This window comes from Simiduia agarivorans SA1 = DSM 21679 (assembly GCF_000305785.2).
Classification (GTDB): domain Bacteria; phylum Pseudomonadota; class Gammaproteobacteria; order Pseudomonadales; family Cellvibrionaceae; genus Simiduia; species Simiduia agarivorans.
The window spans coordinates 2,190,679-2,206,738 of the sequence record NC_018868.3; the positions used below are offsets into that span (position 1 = coordinate 2,190,679).

Genomic DNA, 16,060 nt, shown 5'->3' on the forward strand with positions numbered 1-16,060 from the left:
GGACGCCGGTTTCCCGTCCATACTGGTTTCTACCACAAATGTGCTGTAAAGCTGAGGCATATGACTGCCGAAAACCTGAAGAACATCTCCTGCCTGGTCGTGGATGACGACAGTTTCATGCTGAAAACGCTGTCCATCATCATCAAGCAATTGGGGCCCGAGCAGGTCTACCAGGCCGACAACGCTCAGGACGCGCTCAAGCTGATCGCCAACCGGAATAACAATATCGACGTGGTCATCAGCGACCTGAACATGCCCCAAATGGACGGCATCCAGCTGCTCCGCCACCTAGGCGCATTGGGCGTGAATCTGGGTGTCATCCTGGTTTCGGGTGAAGACCCCCGCCTGCTGGAGTCGGTCCAGAATCTGGGCCAGCAATACAAGTTGCGGGTACTCGGCAGTATCTCCAAGCCTGTGAACAAAGACCTGCTGGCAAAATTCCTGTCCGACTACAAACGCGATATCGCGCCCTCTCCCCAGGGGCCTGCCACCATGGTCTTTGCCGACGAATTACAGGCCGCCATCATGGCAGATCAACTGGATGTCTGGTTCCAGCCCCAGGTGGACGTGAGCACCGGTCAACTGGTGGGCGTGGAAGCGCTGGCGCGTTGGCACCACGAAGAAAAAGGGTTCATTCCGCCCGGCATTTTCATCGGCATCGCGGAAAAATACGGCATGATTCAGAAGCTGACCGACAGCATCCTGAAAAAAGCGGTGAAGCAAATCAGCGACTGGAACAAAATGGGGTTTGATATCACCTTGTCGGTGAACTTCTCCTCGGCCGGGCTCTGCCACCTGGAAATGCCCGAAGTACTGGACAGCACTATCCGCAATTCAGCCCTGCGACCAGACCATCTCAATATCGAGGTCACAGAAAGCGCGCTGCCCAAAGACTCTTCGGCCACACTCGACATTCTCACCCGCCTCAGGCTGAAAGGTTTCGGGCTTTCTATCGATGACTTCGGCACCGGCTTTTCGTCGCTGGAACAACTGAAACTGATTCCTTTTACCGAGCTTAAAATCGACCGTTCGTTTGTCCACAACGCCGCCGATAACAAAGCCAGTCAGGCCATATTGGAGTCGAGCATTTCACTGGCAAAACGATTGAATATTCACTGCGTCGCGGAAGGCGTAGAAGATCAGGCAGACTGGGATCTGGTGGCTAAACTCGGGTGCGACATCGTGCAAGGCTATTTTATTGCCAAGCCCATGCCGGCGGCGGATTTTATTCCTTGGGTGCGCGAATACAGTAAAAAGCACCGAACGCCAGCCACGTGATTCAGACTATTACAATCGCACCTAAGTGCAAAAACGGTTACACCACACCATGCGACCAGGCGATGTAGTAGCTCAGGCCCGATAAGCCCATCAACACCACCATGATCAACAGTAACAACACACCCGGCCGGAAAGGCCTGCGCGCGACCTCATGACCACCGGAATTAACCACTGAATCCACTCGCGCTTGATCTTCTGGTGTTAATTGAGATGACATAGGGAATTTCCAATCAGTATACTTGAGCCTGAATTTCAGCCCTGTTCAGCCAGTCACTGTTACACAAATCGCTGAAGCAGGTAAAGCCCCCAGGAGATCCGATGCAAGGCCCCGCAGAATTCGGCGCGCTGCTGTACGCAAGCAACACCAAAAAGCTGGCAGAATTTTATTGCCAGACCTTTGGTTTCACATTGTTGCACGCCACCACTGAACGGCATATTTTGCACAAAGATGGCTGGCAGCTGATCATCCACCAGTTCCCCGACTTCGTCAGTCGGGGCGATCAGCGAGCCGCGCGCAAAAATACGCTCAAGCTTTTTTTCACCACCGACGACATCGATGCCTGCAAGATCAGCATTGCCCGCCATGGCGGACAGCTGCTGCATGGCACCTGGCACGGTCCGGGCTTTACCCTCGGCAACGCACTCGATCCGGAAGGCAATCCCTTTCAATTGCGCTGGAAGGCCTGAAAACCGATCCACATGACGCCCAGAAGGAACTGATATGCGCATCACCGAATCCAGCTTGCTGAAAGCCGCAGACGCAAAAATTATAAGCGCCGAACAGGCCACCGCTCTGTATCAGTTCCTGACCGATCATTCAGAACCGCAGTTTTTCTTTACCCACATCCTGTACTACTTCGGCGGTCTGATCGCCATCGGCGCCATGACCCTGTTCATGAACCTGGGCTGGGAAAATTTTGGCGGGCTGGGCATCGTACTCTTGTGCGCCCTCTACGGGACAATGGGCATTGCACTGACCCATTTTTTTGAACACAAAAACCTGCGCATTCCGGCGGGCATTGCCATCACCTTTGTGCTGGCCTTGGCACCGCTGGCAACCTACGGGACCCAGCAGTGGCTGGGAATCTGGCCCGATGAATCTGCCTACCGGGAATACCACCGCTACATCCGATGGCACTGGATTTACCTCGAGCTTGCCACATTGCTTGCCGGCGCCTTGTTGATCTGGCGCTATCGTTACCCATTCCTGCTCATGCCCGTTGCCTTTACCCTTTGGTACCTGTCCATGGATCTGGCGGCCATGCTCATGCAGGATGCGCACGACTGGCAATTCCGGCGCCAACTGACCATGGTATTCGGGATAATCACCTTATTGCTGGCTTTTTGGGTCGATATCCGCACCCACTCCACCAGGGATTTTCCGTTCTGGCTGTATTTGGTTGGCGTGATCTGCTTTTGGTCCGGACTTACGTTTCAGCACTCGGACAGTGAACTGAACAAGTTCCTGTATTTTTGCATCAATATTGCCATGATCGGCCTGGGTGCATTGCTCGCGCGCAAGGTGTTTGTGGTGTTCGGCGCACTGGGCAGCTGCCTCTACCTCGGCCACCTGGCCGAAAAAATCTTTCCTGACAGCTGGCTGTTTCCGATCGCGTTGACCGCAATTGGATTCGGCATTGTGTTTTTTGGCATCTGGTGGCAAAAACATGAAAGCGCCATCGCCGCGAGTATTGCGCAGCGATTGCCCGCCTCGCTTCAGGCATTAAACCGCCACCACTGACCAAAGCGGTCGCCTGCGGTTGGCGTCGACCAGCGGCGCGCACGACGCCCTAATACAACCATAAAAAAAGGCGCCGAGGCGCCTTTTTAATCAGCGGGCTGAAGCCCCTCAGAACTGGGCTGCGTCCAGCGCCATCAAGGAATCGCCGCCGGCCAGAATCTGCGCCGATAAGGCGCGGGTTTGCGGCAGCAAACGGCTGTAGAAAAATTTCGCCGTGTCGATCTTGGCCTGATAGAAACTCTGATCTTCTGCCAGTTTGTCGCCGGCAACGGCCACCATTTTGGCCCACATGTAGGCGTAGCTCACGTAGCCGAACAAATGCAGATAGTCTACTGCGGCAGCGCCCACCGCGAACCTGTCACCGCCTTTGGCGCGCGCAATCACCGCCTCGGTCACATCCTGCAGATTCGACACTTCCTGCATCAGTGGCGCAACGAATTGCTCCGCCGCAGTCCCTTTGGCGCTATCGGCAAAGGCACGGATTTCATTCAGGTATTGCTGCACAAATTCGCCGCCGTTCATGACGGTTTTCCGGCCCATGAGATCCATTGCCTGGATACCATTGGTGCCCTCGTAAATTTGCGTGATACGGATATCGCGCACCAGCTGCTCCTGGCCCCACTCGCGGATAAACCCGTGGCCACCAAACACCTGCTGACCGTGGATTGCAGATTCGAGACTCTTATCGGTAATGAACGCTTTCACCACCGGGGTCAGCAACGCCACCATGTTTTCCGCCAGGGCTTTTTGTTCCGGCTCGTCGGAGTACTTACTGATATCCAGCCACAGAGCGGCATAGGTGGAGAAAGCGCGACCAGCTTCATTGTAGGCGCGCTGAATCATCAGCATCCGACGCACGTCCGGGTGCACGATAATCGGGTCAGCGGCTTTGTCCGGGTTTTGTGCACCCGCCGGCGACCGACTCTGGATGCGTTCGCGGGCGTATTCCACGGCACTCTGGTACGACGCTTCGGCCGCACCCAGCCCCTGAATGCCAACGCCCACGCGCTCGTAGTTCATCATGGTGAACATACAGGCCAACCCCTGATTCAGCTCGCCCACCAGCCAGCCTTTGGCGCCATCAAAATTCATCACGCAGGTGGCCGAGGCTTTAATGCCCATTTTCTTTTCAATGGAACCGCAAGCCACATGGTTGCGCTCGCCCAGAGAGCCGTCGTCATTCACCAGCACTTTCGGTACCAGAAACAGCGATATGCCTTTGGGCCCAGCCGGTGCATCCGGCAGCTTGGCCAGCACCAGGTGGATTATATTCTCCGCCATGTCGTGCTCGCCCCAGGTGATAAAGATCTTGGTGCCGGTAATGTTGTAGGAGCCGTCCGCATTGGGCTCGGCCTTGGTGCGGATAATGCCCAGGTCCGTGCCCGCATGCGGCTCGGTCAGGTCCATGGCACCAGCCCAGGTGCCGGCATACATATTGGGCAGGTATTTCTGCTTGAGCGCTTCGCTGGCGTGGTAGTCAATGGACACGCAGGCACCGGCATTGAGCATCGGCGATAAGCCAAAGGACATACAAGCCCCCTGGATCATTTCTTCAAACTGGGCCACCAGCACTTTGGGCATGCCCATGCCGCCGTATTCGGGGTTGCCACCCAGTCCCATCCAGCCGCCTTCGGACAATAACTGATAGACCTCTTTAAACCCGTGCGGCGTGGTGACTTCACCCTCGTTCCAGTCGCAACCCTGCTCATCGGCCTCGCGGTTCAGCGGTGCCAGGGTGGCACTGGCGATCTTACCGGCTTCTTCCAGAATGGCATCGGCCGTATCGGCATCCACCGTTTCCGCCAGACGCGGCAACGATGCCCACAGCTCGTTGACTTTGAATACTTCGTTCAACACAAAACGCATGTCGCGCAGGGGAGCCTGATAATCAGCCATAGTTATCTCCGGATTCGGTGGGCGATGGTGTAAGCCTAGCATTCCGACCGCCTGCTATCGGCGCATCGGAACAGCGTCACTGTATACGGGCACTAGCCACCAACAGTTTAAAACAAACGTTTGAAAGATAATGCGAGCAGGGCTCAAGGTCAAGCTGTCACAAGGGGATTTGGTAAATATCGGGGATTCAGGCAGCGAAGGCAGGCGCGCCTCAGATGGTCTGGTCCAGCAGACTGCCTGGGCTGGTAGTGGCGTCGGAAATACCGATATCCAGCAGGCGACGGTTCAGATCGATGGCGCGGCGCCCTTCTTCCGCCAGACGCTGGGCTTCTTCACGCTCGGCGCGCTCGGCGTCCCGCCTGCGCTCTTCTTCGGCGCGGGCCTCACGGGCCGCCTCTTTCTCCGCTGCGTCTTCGCGCTGCATTTCCTGCTGTTCAACACGAATTTCCACCCGCGCCTGCTCAGCCATGCGCGCCGCTTGCGCTGCGACCTGACGGTCCTGGGGAGAAGGATCGGCCGGCGCCAGCGCCGCTTGCTGGATTTGCTCCGCCTTGCGCAAGGTCGCCTCTGGGTTACCCGGCACGGAAGACAGGCTTACAGATACTTCACCCGACACGGCGTAGGAAACGCCATCAGGACCGCGAACGTAATTAAAACTGGGGGCACCCGTATGCTGGCCACCCACACTGGCATGCGCCCGCTCATGGGCTCGTACTTCCCGGTCGCGCGCTGCCAGCTGCTCGATTTCCCGCTGCTCCCGCAACGCCTGATCGCGCTCGTAAGGGCTTTGTTCCGCTTCGGCGGGCGAGGCCAGATTGCCGCCGGCCCCTGAAAGACGGGCCGACAGAGCCTGATCCCGGTTGCGATCATCCCGATCGGTTCGATTCTGACCTGCAGCCGTTTCTTCTGTTTCGGTCACGGCTTTGAAGCTGGTTTCCCGCTTATCCACGCCCTCTTCACCCACCGGCTGACGACCCAGCGGGTTAAACGGCGCCACCTGGTTGGCAAAACTGGCGGGGAAATTAACGCTCATGGCCTCAGGCCTTCACATCCAGCAGACTGCCGAGGGTTTCATCGGCCGTTTTGACGATTTGCGCACTGGCATTGAACAGTTGTTCCTGCCGGCGCAGGTTAATCAGGGGCTCGGTAATATCCTGCGATTCGTTAACCTGCTGCTCGGGCGCGAGTTCGCCGGCCGCCTCGGCACCTTGTGCCGGCCGGACATTGGCGTTGGCAATATCCTCCGCCGAACGCAGAATTTCTTTCTGTGCGTTTTGCAGGCCCCGGAGCCCCTCGTTCAATACCGAAGAGGCCGAAGCGCTGGCACCATTCACCTGCATGCCGTTCTCCTTACCCTGTTGGGCGCGTGGATAACACGCGCTTGGTTTACGCAGTGGGCCGCCAACCGGATGCACCGCCCTGCATACCCTCTCAGCCAGCCGTACATCGCGGACGGACTAAGACATAGTTACCGATGATTTTACCAAACGGCTGTTCAGAAAACAGACAAAAGCGGCAATTCCTTGCCGTCTTTAAGACTTTTTTGGCGCAGGATAAGCGCTTTTTATAACCCTAACTTGTCCAATGAGAGGTGCGTTGCGGCCTGTTCTGCCGACGCGTTGACGAGATGAGGTATCACGCCCAACAAGGGCACCGGTAACCGGCTTTGCAGGCTGTGAATGTTTTGCTCCAGCACCTGCATATGGGGATCTATACAACTGGCAACCCAGCCCGCTACCGGCAAGCCATCGCGCACAATGGCCTCAAAGGTTAACAGTGCGTGGCTGATACAGCCGAGCTTCATACCCACCACCAGAATCACCGGTGCGTTGAGCGCCTTGGCCAGATCCGCCAGGGTGTGGCTGGGGTTGAGGGGCACGCGCCAACCGCCTGCACCTTCTATGACCGTCAGGTCGGCGCGCTCGGCCATCACACCGCGACAAAGTCCCACCAACCGATCCACATTCAACACCCGGCCGGCCTCTTGGGCGGCAATGTGCGGCGCGATAGGGGGCGCTAAGGCAATGGGGTTGACCTGGTCATAGCTGAGCGGACGGGTGCACTGGGCCAGCAAGGCCAGCGCGTCACTGTTGCGCAAACCGTCGGCGGTGGATTCACAACCGGCCGCCACTGGCTTAACGGCGGCAGTAGACAAACCCTTCGCTTTCGCCGCGGCCAGCAACCCGGAGGCCACCAATGTTTTGCCGGCATCGGTATCGGTACCGGTAATAAAAAAAGTCTTTGTCATTTACTCAGCCCTGAAATCACCAGTACAAAATGCCTGAATGCGCGCGCTGATCTCATCGCGGATAACGCGGGTGCGCGCCAGTTTTTCTGCATCACTGCCGGCCAATGCCGATGGATCGGCAAAGCCCCAGTGCAATCGCTGCACCGGTACATTGAATGCGGGACAACGCTCGGCACTGGCCTCATCACACACGGTGACAACAATATCCGGCGCGCCCTGCTCTGCTAAATGCTGTTCAACACTGCGACAGGGTTGGCCGCTGATGTCGATGCCTTTTTCGGCCATCGCCTGCACCACAATCGGGTTCAGTTTGCCCGGTTCAATGCCGGCACTGAAAGCGATAAAGCGTTCCGATCCATACGCACGGGTGAAAGCTTCTGCCATCTGGCTACGGGCAGAATTATGAATGCAAACAAATAATATGGTTTTCACACGCAAACTCCTTTTCCCGTTGGATTGTGCCCGCGACGAAAACGTTACAACACGGGCACCGCTTTTTTCAGCACCAACCAATAGACTTCATAACTGGCCGGCAAGCCCGACGGTGTCCGGAAGCGCTCGTAAGCCTGCGTCAGCGCGCGCAGTTTTGACGGTGCCGTGAGCCCTTGTGCGCGCGCCTCATTCACATTGTGCGCACCCAGCGCTTTCAGTTCGTGGGTTAATTCGCCGAGGCGCGCATAGTGCAACTGCACAGTGTCGGTGCGCCACTGAACTTCCACCAGGCCCGCACCCGCCGCACAACGGCGCAGGTGTTCGGCACTGTCAAATTGATTCACGTGCACATAGTCGTCCACCTGCGCCCAACTGCTGCGCAACTCATGCAGCGTGGACGGCCCCAGGGTACACAGCGCCAACCAGCCGCCGGGCGTAAGAATGCTGTGCACATCGCGGAAAAACGCCGGCAGGTCTTCACACCATTGCAACGCCAGACTGGTGAACATGGCATCCACTGAATGGGCAGCAAAAGGCAGTTGCTCCATATCGCCTCCCAGCCATTGCAGGCGCGGATGCCGGTGTGCTTTTGCATGCGCCAACATGCCGCCGGCCAGATCGAGACCGAAAATGTGTGCATCGGGATAAGTGGTCGCCAGACGGTCGGTAAAATAGCCGGTACCACAACCAAGATCCACCAGTCTTGCCGGTTTACCGAGACCTGCCTGTGCAATATGTTGCTGCAGGATTTCGCCCACCTGACGCTGCAATTGCGCCACCGAATCGTAAGTGTCAGCCGCGCGGCTGAAGCTGTCGGCCACCGCCTGTTTTTTGCGCTCGCACACCGGGCTCATCATCCTGCAGCCTCCGTTGGCGCTTGCAGGACACGCGCGATGCGGTCGGGGTGTGTGAACGGCAGCGCGTGCCCGGCGCCCTCGATAACCTCAACCGCAATGGACGCCGGGAATGTATCGGCCAATGCCACTGGCACCAGGCCGTCCCTTGCGCCCAGCAACCAATGAGCCGACGACAAGGCAGACAACCGGTGGCGGTCATCCAATTCCTTCAATGCAGATAAGGCATGACCAGCATCCGCAGCGTCAAGCGACCGGGCCAAAAACGACATCAAGGCCTTGCGGTTCAGCGCCGCACCCTCTGCCACCAGTCCGGCAAAACGCTTGAGTGTGATCTCGGGATTTGCCGAAAACGCATCGCAAAATTGCCGGTAAACCGCCGCATCCATCGCACACGGCCAGTTCTTTTGTTGCACAAATTGGGGGTTAGTTGCCACACAGACCACACTGTCAACGTGTTCCGACCGCAATGCCAAACGGATCGCGAGTTGACCGCCCAAGGACCAACCCAGCAAGTTCACCGGCCGCCCCTGTTGTGCAATCCAGACAGATAAAAAACCCAGTGCGGTATCGATCCATGCTCCAGCGTTGCTGGCCTGCGCAATCTGATCTGCACCAAATCCCGGCAGGTCCACAACAAATAAATTGAGATCTGCGCCCTGTGCTTGCAATGACTGAACGAGTGGCTGCCAACAACAGTGATCAAAGCCCCAACCGTGAATGGCCAGCCAGAGGGGCGCATCACTGCTGCCACGATGCAGTAACTGAATCACGTCAACGCCCGCTGCACGTGTGCCAGTGCATCCAGCAATTGATCCACCTGCTGCGCTGTGTGCGCGGCGGTGAGCGTAATGCGCAATCGGCTGCTGCCGGCCGGCACCGTGGGCGGGCGGATTGCGCCGACCCAGATACCTTGTTGTTCGAGCGCCTGCGACCAGCGCAAGGCAGTGTCGGCATCGCCAATGCGAATGGGTTGGATGGCGGTGAATGAATCCATCAGATCAAGGTCGAGCGATGCGGCACCTGTTCGGAATCGGACGATTAGTTGATTCAGATGTTGGCGCCGTTCCGGCTCATTGCGCGCAAGTGCTAACGCCGCGCAGCTGGCGGCCGCCACGGCCGGCGGCAAGGCGGTGGTGTAGATGTAGGGCCGGGCAAATTGAATCAGATTTTCAATCAACGCTTCGCTGCCCGCCACAAAGGCGCCGAAGCTGCCGATGGCTTTACCGAGCGTGGCCATGTAAACCGGCAACTGTTCACTGTTCAGGCCAAAGTATTCGGCACTGCCAGCGCCGGTTTCTCCCAACACGCCAAAGCCGTGGGCATCATCCACCATCAACCAAGCGTTATGTTGGGCGCACACGGCGGCAATCTGATCGAGCGGTGCCAGATCGCCATCCATGCTGAACACGCCATCGGTCACCACGAGTTTTTCGCCACTGGCCGCTGCCAGTTTTTTCCCTAACTGCGCCACATCATTGTGCAGGTAGCGGGAAAATTTTGCGCCCGAGGCCAAGCCGCCGTCCAGCAGTGAGGCGTGGTTGAGTTTATCCTGCAACACCGTATCGCCAGACTCCACCAAGGCAGCAATGGTGCCGAGGTTGGCCATGTAACCCGTGGAGAATAACAGCGCGCGCTCGCGCCCGGTGTAATCGGCCAGCGCTTGTTCCAGCGCGTGATGTTCATGGCTGTGGCCGCACACCAAATGCGACGCACCACTGCCTACGCCGTAACGACTGGCCGCCTGGGTAAAGGCTTCTATTAATCTCGGGTGATTGGCTAAACCCAGATAATCGTTGGAACAAAAACCCAATAGGGGTTTGCCATCCACATTAAGTGCGGGCTGCTGCGCCGACTGCACTTCGCGCCGGCGACGATACAGGTGCTGCGCCCGCCGCTCGGCGAGCCGGGCGGCGAGTCGTTGTTTCATTTACTTGGCCGCGTTGTAGAAGAAGGGATCGTTCTGGCGCTCTTCCAGGGCCTGATAGATTTCCGCTTCCTGTTCGGCTTCGTCCTGATGAATTTCGTAGGATTCCTGATGAATGCCCAGGCGCTTAAACAACATGCGGTCTTTGCTGGCTTCAGGGTTGGGCGTGGTGAGTAGTTTTTCGCCGTAGAAAATCGAGTTGGCGCCGGCGAGGTACGCCATCGCCTGCATCTGCTCGTTCATTTCTTCACGCCCGGCAGAGAGCCGCACGTGGGATTTTGGCATCAGGATACGCGCCACGGCAATGGTGCGGATGAAATCAAACGGGTCCAGATCGGCCTGCTCGGCCAGGGGCGTACCCTGCACTTTCACCAGCATGTTCACCGGCACCGATTCGGGATGCTCGGGCATGTTGGCCAGCTGAATCAACAGACCGGCACGGTCGGATTCTTCTTCGCCCATGCCCACAATGCCACCACAGCAGACTTTCATGCCGGCCTTGCGCACATTGGCCAGGGTTTCCAGGCGGTCCTGATAGGTGCGGGTGGTGATGATGTCACCGTAAAACTCGGGCGAGGTATCCAGGTTGTGGTTGTAGTAGTCGAGGCCGGCATCGGCCAGATCCTGCGCCTGGTTTTCGTTCAGCATGCCGAGGGTCATGCAGGTTTCCAGGCCCAGCGCCTTGACGCCTTTGACCATATCGGTCACATAGGGCATATCTTTGCCCTTGGGTGAACGCCAGGCCGCCCCCATGCAGAAGCGGGTGGCACCGCTGGCCTTGGCCGCGCGCGCCTCTTCAATCACCTTTTCCACTTTCATGAGTTTTTCGCGCTCGAGGCCGGTGTCGTAACGGGCCGATTGCGGGCAGTAGGCGCAGTCTTCCGGGCAGGCGCCGGTCTTGATGGAACACAGGGTGCTCACCTGCACCTGATTCGGATCAAAGTTGGCCCGATGCACCGTTTGAGCCTGGTACATCAGATCGGCAAAAGGCAGCTGGAACAGGGCCTGCACTTCGTCGCGGGTCCAGTCGTGGCGGATAGATACGTTGGCCTGGGCACTCATGGGTTACACTCTGTGATTCACGGATAATTCAGACCGCGCATTGTCTGGCGCCCCCGGAGCGCTGTCAACCTGAAACGGACTTTAGGTTAACTAATGAAACCAGCCTCTCTCAGCCGCTGCCTTTTGTGTGACGACGCCAGCCCGAGCGGACTGCTGTGCGCACCCTGCACGGCCGATCTGCCAACCAATCCACACGCCTGCTGGCAATGCGCCTTGCCATTACCTCAAACCGGCCTTTGCCCCGATTGCCAACAGCATCCACCGGCATTCAGCCGGGCACTGGCCGCGTTTGAGTACCGGGCCCCGCTGACAGCGTTGATTGCTCGCTGGAAACACCAGGCAGACCAGCGCCCGTTGCACTTGATGGCCCGGGCACTGCTAGACCAACTGGCGATTCATTATCAGCAGGATGACTGGCCGCAAGCACTGATACCGGTGCCGATTCACTCTCGTCGCCTGATAGGTCGCGGCTTTCACCAAACCCACCAACTTGCCCGGTATATTGGCAAGGCATTGGGTATACCGATCGATATGACCTTACTCAGCAAACGGGTCAGTGGTCACGCACAGCAAGGGCTCGACCGCAAAGAACGGCTCAGAAACCTGCGCGGCACCTTTGCGTGCGATGGCAACCCCACCGGACTGCACCTGTCGCTGGTGGACGACGTCTTAACCACCGGCGCCACTGCCAACACACTGGCTGAATTGCTACGTCAACGAGGCGCCGCCAGGGTGGATGTGTGGGTATTGGCCCGCACACCATGACCAATAAGTCACACCCATTTGGCCAGTATGCCACCCCATATGACCAGCGCGGCCGGAAAAGCCAGGCGCCTCGCTGGACGGGTTCAACCTCCATGGGCGACAATTTTGTCCAATCGCCGGCGCATGCGCCGCCCGCGCGCAAAGGCTACCCGCCTGTGCCGCCTGACCGACCCACAAGGCATCAGAATTATGAGCAATGCATCCATCGTCATCAGTGGCAGTGGCCTTTACACCCCTCCGCACAGCGTGACCAACGAAGAACTGGTTGACGCCTACAACCGCTATGCGGACAAGTTCAACGCAGAAAACGCCGCCGCTATTGAAGCGGGCGAGCTCGCTGCCAAGCCCCACTCCAGTGCGGAATTCATCGAAAAAGCCTCAGGCATCAAAAGCCGGTACGTGTTTGCCAAAGAAGGCATTTGCGACATAGACCGCATGGCGCCGGTCATCCCCCAGCGTGCGGAAGATGAAATGTCGCACCAGGCAGAAATGGCATTGGCGGCCGCAAAGCAGGCACTGGCCGCCGCCAATAAAAAGCCCGAAGATATCGATGCTGTGATCGTATCCTGCGCCTACACCCAGCGCGCTTACCCGGCCATCGCCATCGAAGTGCAAGCAGCGTTGGGCATAGCTGGCTTCGGTTTCGACATGCTGGTGGCCTGCTCGGCTGCAACCTTTGCCTTGCACCGCGCCTACGACAGCGTGGCCTCAGGCTCCGCGCGTGCGGTATTGGTGATCAACCCGGAACTCACCTCGCCGCAGCTGAATTACACCGACCGCGACAGCCACTTTATTTTTGGCGACGTGGCCACCGCCATGGTGGTGGAAAAAGCCGAGACCTGTACCAGCCAGCACAGCTACGACATTCTCGACATCAAAGCGGTGACCAGTTTTTCCAACAATATCCGCTCCAACTTTGGCTATGTATCGCGCGCCCACGGCGACGACCCGTTTGGCCCCGCCAACCTGTTTCACCAGAACGGTCGCTCCGTATTCAAGGAAGTCTGCCCCATGGCCGCCGATCACATCGGCGGCCAATTGGAAGCCAAAGGTTTCACCCCGGCAGACGTCAAACGCTGGTGGTTGCACCAGGCCAATATCAACATGAACAATCTGATCGTGCGCAAGCTGCTGGGCCGCGACGCCGATGCGGAAGAAGCACCCATCGTGCTCGACCGCTATGCCAACACCGCCTCGGCCGGCTCATTGATCGCGTTCAACCTGCACCACGAAGATCTGGCCGCCGGCGACCTGGGCGTGCTGTGCTCCTTCGGCGCGGGCTACTCCATCGGCAGCCTGCTGTTGCGCAAACGTTGAGTCAGCCACACCCCTACGCCGCACTCACACCCGACCGGGTGCTGGATGCCATTGAATCCACCGGGCGTTTGACCGACGCCCGGGTGTTTCCCCTCAACAGCTACGAGAACCGCGTCTACCAGGTGGGCATTGAGGGCGGCCAACCACTGATCGCCAAGTTTTACCGGCCCGACCGCTGGACCCGGGATCAGATACTCGAAGAACACCGTTTCACCGCCGAGTTGCACGCAGAAGGTTTATCGGTAGTGCCACCCCTGACCGATACCGAGGGCCAAAGCCTGTGGCATTTCGCGGGCTTCGATTTCGCGCTGTTTGCCCGTCAGGGCGGCTATCCGCCCGAACTGGATAACCTCGATCACCTGCACACCCTCGGCTGCCATTTGGGCCAGCTGCACGCCATTGGCAAACGCGAACCGTTTCAATTCCGGCCGTCACTCGATGCCCGCAGTTTTGGTCACGACAGTGCGGCGTTTTTGCTGGACGGCTTTATCCCGTCGAGTCTGCAGGAAGCCTACCGCACCCTGAGCCGGGATCTGCTGGTCAAAGTGGATGCCGCTTTCGCCCGCTTCACCCCCAAGCTGCTGCGCCTGCACGGCGACTGCCACCCGGGCAATATCCTATGGCGCGACGAGGTGCCCCATCTGGTGGATTTTGACGATGCGCGCATGGGGCCGGCGATACAGGACTTGTGGATGCTGCTGTCCGGTGATCGCCAACAACAGCACCAGCAACTGGCGGAAATCATCGAAGGTTACGAAATGTTTTCCGAATTTGATCCGCGCGAGCTCAGTCTGGTGGAGCCCTTGCGCACGCTCAGGATGATGCACTACGCCGCCTGGCTTGCCAGGCGCTGGCAGGACCCGGCATTTCCCAAGGCATTCTCCTGGTTCAACACCGAACGCTATTGGGCCGAACACATTCTGGAACTGCGCGAACAGATGTCGGCCCTGGACGAACCGCCACTGAGGCTGCAATGATCATCGAACCGGCACGGGCATCCGATGCGCTGGCCCCGCTGATTTACAGCTCGGGCCCCGCCGCCTTTGACTTTGTTTTTCTGGGTCAGGCGTTGGAATTTTTGCAATCGGTATCCGACGGCAAGGGACACAGCTTTGGCTTCGACGCCCACACGGTCATGCGCGACGACAAAGGCCAGGCGCAGGCCTGCATCAGTCTCTATACCCGCGATCAACACGACGCGCGCCAGAACGCCAATGTGGCCGCCATTATCCGCTGGGGCAGCTGGCGCTCGCCAATTATGCTGGTGCGCGGTCTACGGGTGGAAAAACTCATTCCGCCACCGCCGCCCGACAGCTTGCACGTGGCCCAACTGGGCGTTGCGCCAGCCCTGCGCAGCCAGGGCCTGGGAGCCCAGTTGCTGGCCTATGCGGAATCTCAGGCGCGCGCCCGGGGAATCGGCCAACTGTCACTGGATGTCGCTGATGAAAACCCGCGCGCGCGGGCACTGTACGAACGTCTGGGCTTCCGCCTCCTCACCTCCCAGGCCAGCAGCATTCCCGGCCTGTCCGATCATCATCTGCTGGTGCGGCCGGTGTAACGCCACGCAAGAATCCCGCTCTACGCTTTGATTGGCCCGCACGAACCGTCATAATGGGCAACTCAGGTAAACAGGGGCACCCCATGGCACTGGTCAGCACACTCACGGACACCACACTTTCCGATTCCGTCTGGATCGAGATCTGTGCACGCACCCGCGAGGCCGCCGAGCAGGAACCCATGCTGGCGTCGTTCCTGCACGCCACCATTCTCAATCACGACACCTTTGAGTCCGCACTCAGTTTCCATCTGGCCAGTAAACTCGACAGTCCCATGGCGCAGGCCATGATGGTGCGCGAGGTGATCGATCAGGCCATCGCCGAAGACCCGGGCATTGCGCTCGCCGCGCGCGAGGACTTGTGCGCAATCAATACCCGCGATTCCGCCTGCTGCTCGCTGGCGACGCCATTCCTGTACTTCAAAGGTTTTCACGCACTGCAAAGCTACCGCATTGCCCATTGGCTCTGGAGCAAGGGACGCAAGTCGCTGGCATTGTTCTTGCAGAACCGGATATCACAGGTATTTGGTGTGGACATCCACCCGGCCGCCCGCATCGGCCGCGGGGTCATGCTGGATCACGCCACCGGCATTGTCATCGGTGAAACCGCCGTGGTGGAAGACAACGTCTCCATCATGCAGGGCGTCACCCTGGGCGGTACGGGTAAAGAATCGGGCGACCGGCACCCAAAAGTCAGACGCGGCGTGCTGATCAGCGCCGGCGCCACCGTGCTGGGCAATATCACCATTGGCGAAGGCGCGAAAGTAGCCGCCGGCAGCGTGGTATTGAAGGCCGTTGAGCCTCACACCACCGTCGCTGGCGTACCCGCGGTGCTGGTCGGACGCTGTCTGAGCGACTCACCCGCGTTCGACATGGACCACGAGCTGGCCTGCCAGGCTGAGTGTAAAAGCGCATCAGACAGCTGACAGCCACCCCCACTTTTGGGTACCATCGTACAAAAGTGGGGATCTGTTGACTGTTTACG

General features: G+C 58.6%; 18 protein-coding genes. 8 read left to right on the forward strand and 10 right to left on the reverse strand.

Features of this window, described 5'->3' with window-relative positions; all coding sequences use genetic code 11:
* Window positions 1-60: 60 nt before the first annotated feature.
* Entirely contained in the window at window positions 61-1,278 is a 1,218-nt protein-coding gene (locus tag M5M_RS09805) for an EAL domain-containing response regulator (protein WP_015047330.1), read from the forward strand.
* Between the two features lie 37 nt (window positions 1,279-1,315).
* On the opposite strand, the gene M5M_RS09810 is transcribed toward M5M_RS09805, so the two are convergent.
* Complete coding sequence (locus tag M5M_RS09810; RefSeq protein WP_015047331.1) at window positions 1,316-1,495, reverse strand: DUF3094 family protein; 180 nt, start codon at window positions 1,493-1,495, stop codon at window positions 1,316-1,318.
* Window positions 1,496-1,596: 101 nt separating this feature from the next.
* On the opposite strand from M5M_RS09810, the gene M5M_RS09815 reads away from it, so the two are divergent.
* Window positions 1,597-1,965 carry a VOC family protein gene (locus tag M5M_RS09815; protein ID WP_015047332.1) on the forward strand — a complete coding sequence of 123 codons (369 nt, stop codon included), beginning with the start codon at window positions 1,597-1,599 and terminating at the stop codon, window positions 1,963-1,965.
* Between the two features lie 34 nt (window positions 1,966-1,999).
* Window positions 2,000-3,019 carry a hypothetical protein gene (locus M5M_RS09820; RefSeq protein WP_015047333.1) on the forward strand — a complete coding sequence of 340 codons (1,020 nt, stop codon included), beginning with the start codon at window positions 2,000-2,002 and terminating at the stop codon, window positions 3,017-3,019.
* Window positions 3,020-3,127: 108 nt separating this feature from the next.
* Here M5M_RS09820 and M5M_RS09825 read toward each other — a convergent pair whose 3' ends face one another.
* The 9 genes from M5M_RS09825 to bioB form a co-directional block, all read right to left on the reverse strand.
* Window positions 3,128-4,915 (reverse strand): acyl-CoA dehydrogenase C-terminal domain-containing protein, encoded by a 1,788-nt coding sequence (locus tag M5M_RS09825; RefSeq protein WP_015047334.1) that lies wholly within the window; start codon window positions 4,913-4,915, stop codon window positions 3,128-3,130.
* A gap of 211 nt (window positions 4,916-5,126) precedes the next feature.
* On the reverse strand, window positions 5,127-5,948 hold the full coding sequence (locus M5M_RS09830; protein WP_015047335.1) for a putative metalloprotease CJM1_0395 family protein: 822 nt from the start codon (window positions 5,946-5,948) through the stop codon (window positions 5,127-5,129).
* A 4-nt stretch (window positions 5,949-5,952) separates the two neighbouring features.
* Window positions 5,953-6,255 (reverse strand): hypothetical protein, encoded by a 303-nt coding sequence (locus M5M_RS09835; protein ID WP_015047336.1) that lies wholly within the window; start codon window positions 6,253-6,255, stop codon window positions 5,953-5,955.
* Between the two features lie 224 nt (window positions 6,256-6,479).
* On the reverse strand, window positions 6,480-7,163 hold the full coding sequence (gene bioD / locus M5M_RS09840) for a dethiobiotin synthase (protein ID WP_015047337.1): 684 nt from the start codon (window positions 7,161-7,163) through the stop codon (window positions 6,480-6,482).
* Window positions 7,164-7,595 (reverse strand): arsenate reductase ArsC, encoded by a 432-nt coding sequence (locus M5M_RS09845; RefSeq protein ID WP_015047338.1) that lies wholly within the window; start codon window positions 7,593-7,595, stop codon window positions 7,164-7,166.
* Between the two features lie 44 nt (window positions 7,596-7,639).
* Window positions 7,640-8,452 carry a malonyl-ACP O-methyltransferase BioC gene (gene bioC, locus M5M_RS09850; protein ID WP_015047339.1) on the reverse strand — a complete coding sequence of 271 codons (813 nt, stop codon included), beginning with the start codon at window positions 8,450-8,452 and terminating at the stop codon, window positions 7,640-7,642.
* Window positions 8,449-9,222 carry an alpha/beta fold hydrolase gene (locus M5M_RS09855; RefSeq protein ID WP_015047340.1) on the reverse strand — a complete coding sequence of 258 codons (774 nt, stop codon included), beginning with the start codon at window positions 9,220-9,222 and terminating at the stop codon, window positions 8,449-8,451. The genes bioC and M5M_RS09855 overlap by 4 nt, the downstream gene beginning before the upstream one ends.
* On the reverse strand, window positions 9,219-10,379 hold the full coding sequence (bioF, locus tag M5M_RS09860; protein WP_015047341.1) for an 8-amino-7-oxononanoate synthase: 1,161 nt from the start codon (window positions 10,377-10,379) through the stop codon (window positions 9,219-9,221). The genes M5M_RS09855 and bioF overlap by 4 nt, the downstream gene beginning before the upstream one ends.
* Window positions 10,380-11,438, reverse strand: a complete 1,059-nt coding sequence (gene bioB, locus M5M_RS09865; RefSeq protein ID WP_015047342.1) for a biotin synthase BioB — start codon at window positions 11,436-11,438, stop codon at window positions 10,380-10,382.
* Between the two features lie 93 nt (window positions 11,439-11,531).
* On the opposite strand from bioB, the gene M5M_RS09870 reads away from it, so the two are divergent.
* The 5 genes from M5M_RS09870 (at window position 11,532) to cysE (ending at window position 16,001) form a co-directional block, all read left to right on the forward strand.
* On the forward strand, window positions 11,532-12,203 hold the full coding sequence (locus M5M_RS09870) for a ComF family protein (RefSeq protein WP_015047343.1): 672 nt from the start codon (window positions 11,532-11,534) through the stop codon (window positions 12,201-12,203).
* Window positions 12,204-12,392: 189 nt separating this feature from the next.
* Window positions 12,393-13,520 carry a beta-ketoacyl-ACP synthase III gene (locus tag M5M_RS09875; RefSeq protein WP_015047344.1) on the forward strand — a complete coding sequence of 376 codons (1,128 nt, stop codon included), beginning with the start codon at window positions 12,393-12,395 and terminating at the stop codon, window positions 13,518-13,520.
* Window positions 13,517-14,497: a serine/threonine protein kinase gene (locus tag M5M_RS09880; protein ID WP_015047345.1), complete on the forward strand. Its 981-nt coding sequence runs from the start codon at window positions 13,517-13,519 to the stop codon at window positions 14,495-14,497. The genes M5M_RS09875 and M5M_RS09880 overlap by 4 nt, the downstream gene beginning before the upstream one ends.
* Window positions 14,494-15,078 (forward strand): GNAT family N-acetyltransferase, encoded by a 585-nt coding sequence (locus M5M_RS09885; RefSeq protein WP_015047346.1) that lies wholly within the window; start codon window positions 14,494-14,496, stop codon window positions 15,076-15,078. Before M5M_RS09880 ends, M5M_RS09885 begins: the two co-directional genes overlap by 4 nt.
* An 83-nt stretch (window positions 15,079-15,161) precedes the next feature.
* Window positions 15,162-16,001, forward strand: coding sequence for a serine O-acetyltransferase (gene cysE, locus M5M_RS09890; RefSeq protein ID WP_015047347.1), 840 nt, complete (start codon window positions 15,162-15,164; stop codon window positions 15,999-16,001).
* The last annotated feature ends 59 nt before the right edge of the window (window positions 16,002-16,060 follow it).

Excerpts from the sequence above, each read along its gene's own strand:
- M5M_RS09805 (WP_015047330.1), top strand. The coding sequence starts at position 61 with ATGACTGCCGAAAACCTGAAGAACATCTCCTGCCTGGTCGTGGATGAC.
- M5M_RS09810 (WP_015047331.1), bottom strand. The coding sequence starts at position 1,495 with ATGTCATCTCAATTAACACCAGAAGATCAAGCGCGAGTGGATTCAGTG.
- M5M_RS09815 (WP_015047332.1), top strand. The coding sequence starts at position 1,597 with ATGCAAGGCCCCGCAGAATTCGGCGCGCTGCTGTACGCAAGCAACACC.
- M5M_RS09820 (WP_015047333.1), top strand. The coding sequence starts at position 2,000 with ATGCGCATCACCGAATCCAGCTTGCTGAAAGCCGCAGACGCAAAAATT.
- M5M_RS09825 (WP_015047334.1), bottom strand. The coding sequence starts at position 4,915 with ATGGCTGATTATCAGGCTCCCCTGCGCGACATGCGTTTTGTGTTGAAC.
- M5M_RS09830 (WP_015047335.1), bottom strand. The coding sequence starts at position 5,948 with ATGAGCGTTAATTTCCCCGCCAGTTTTGCCAACCAGGTGGCGCCGTTT.
- M5M_RS09835 (WP_015047336.1), bottom strand. The coding sequence starts at position 6,255 with ATGCAGGTGAATGGTGCCAGCGCTTCGGCCTCTTCGGTATTGAACGAG.
- bioD (WP_015047337.1), bottom strand. The coding sequence starts at position 7,163 with ATGACAAAGACTTTTTTTATTACCGGTACCGATACCGATGCCGGCAAA.
- bioC (WP_015047339.1), bottom strand. The coding sequence starts at position 8,452 with ATGATGAGCCCGGTGTGCGAGCGCAAAAAACAGGCGGTGGCCGACAGC.
- bioF (WP_015047341.1), bottom strand. The coding sequence starts at position 10,379 with ATGAAACAACGACTCGCCGCCCGGCTCGCCGAGCGGCGGGCGCAGCAC.
- bioB (WP_015047342.1), bottom strand. The coding sequence starts at position 11,438 with ATGAGTGCCCAGGCCAACGTATCTATCCGCCACGACTGGACCCGCGAC.
- M5M_RS09870 (WP_015047343.1), top strand. The coding sequence starts at position 11,532 with ATGAAACCAGCCTCTCTCAGCCGCTGCCTTTTGTGTGACGACGCCAGC.
- M5M_RS09875 (WP_015047344.1), top strand. The coding sequence starts at position 12,393 with ATGAGCAATGCATCCATCGTCATCAGTGGCAGTGGCCTTTACACCCCT.
- M5M_RS09885 (WP_015047346.1), top strand. The coding sequence starts at position 14,494 with ATGATCATCGAACCGGCACGGGCATCCGATGCGCTGGCCCCGCTGATT.
- cysE (WP_015047347.1), top strand. The coding sequence starts at position 15,162 with ATGGCACTGGTCAGCACACTCACGGACACCACACTTTCCGATTCCGTC.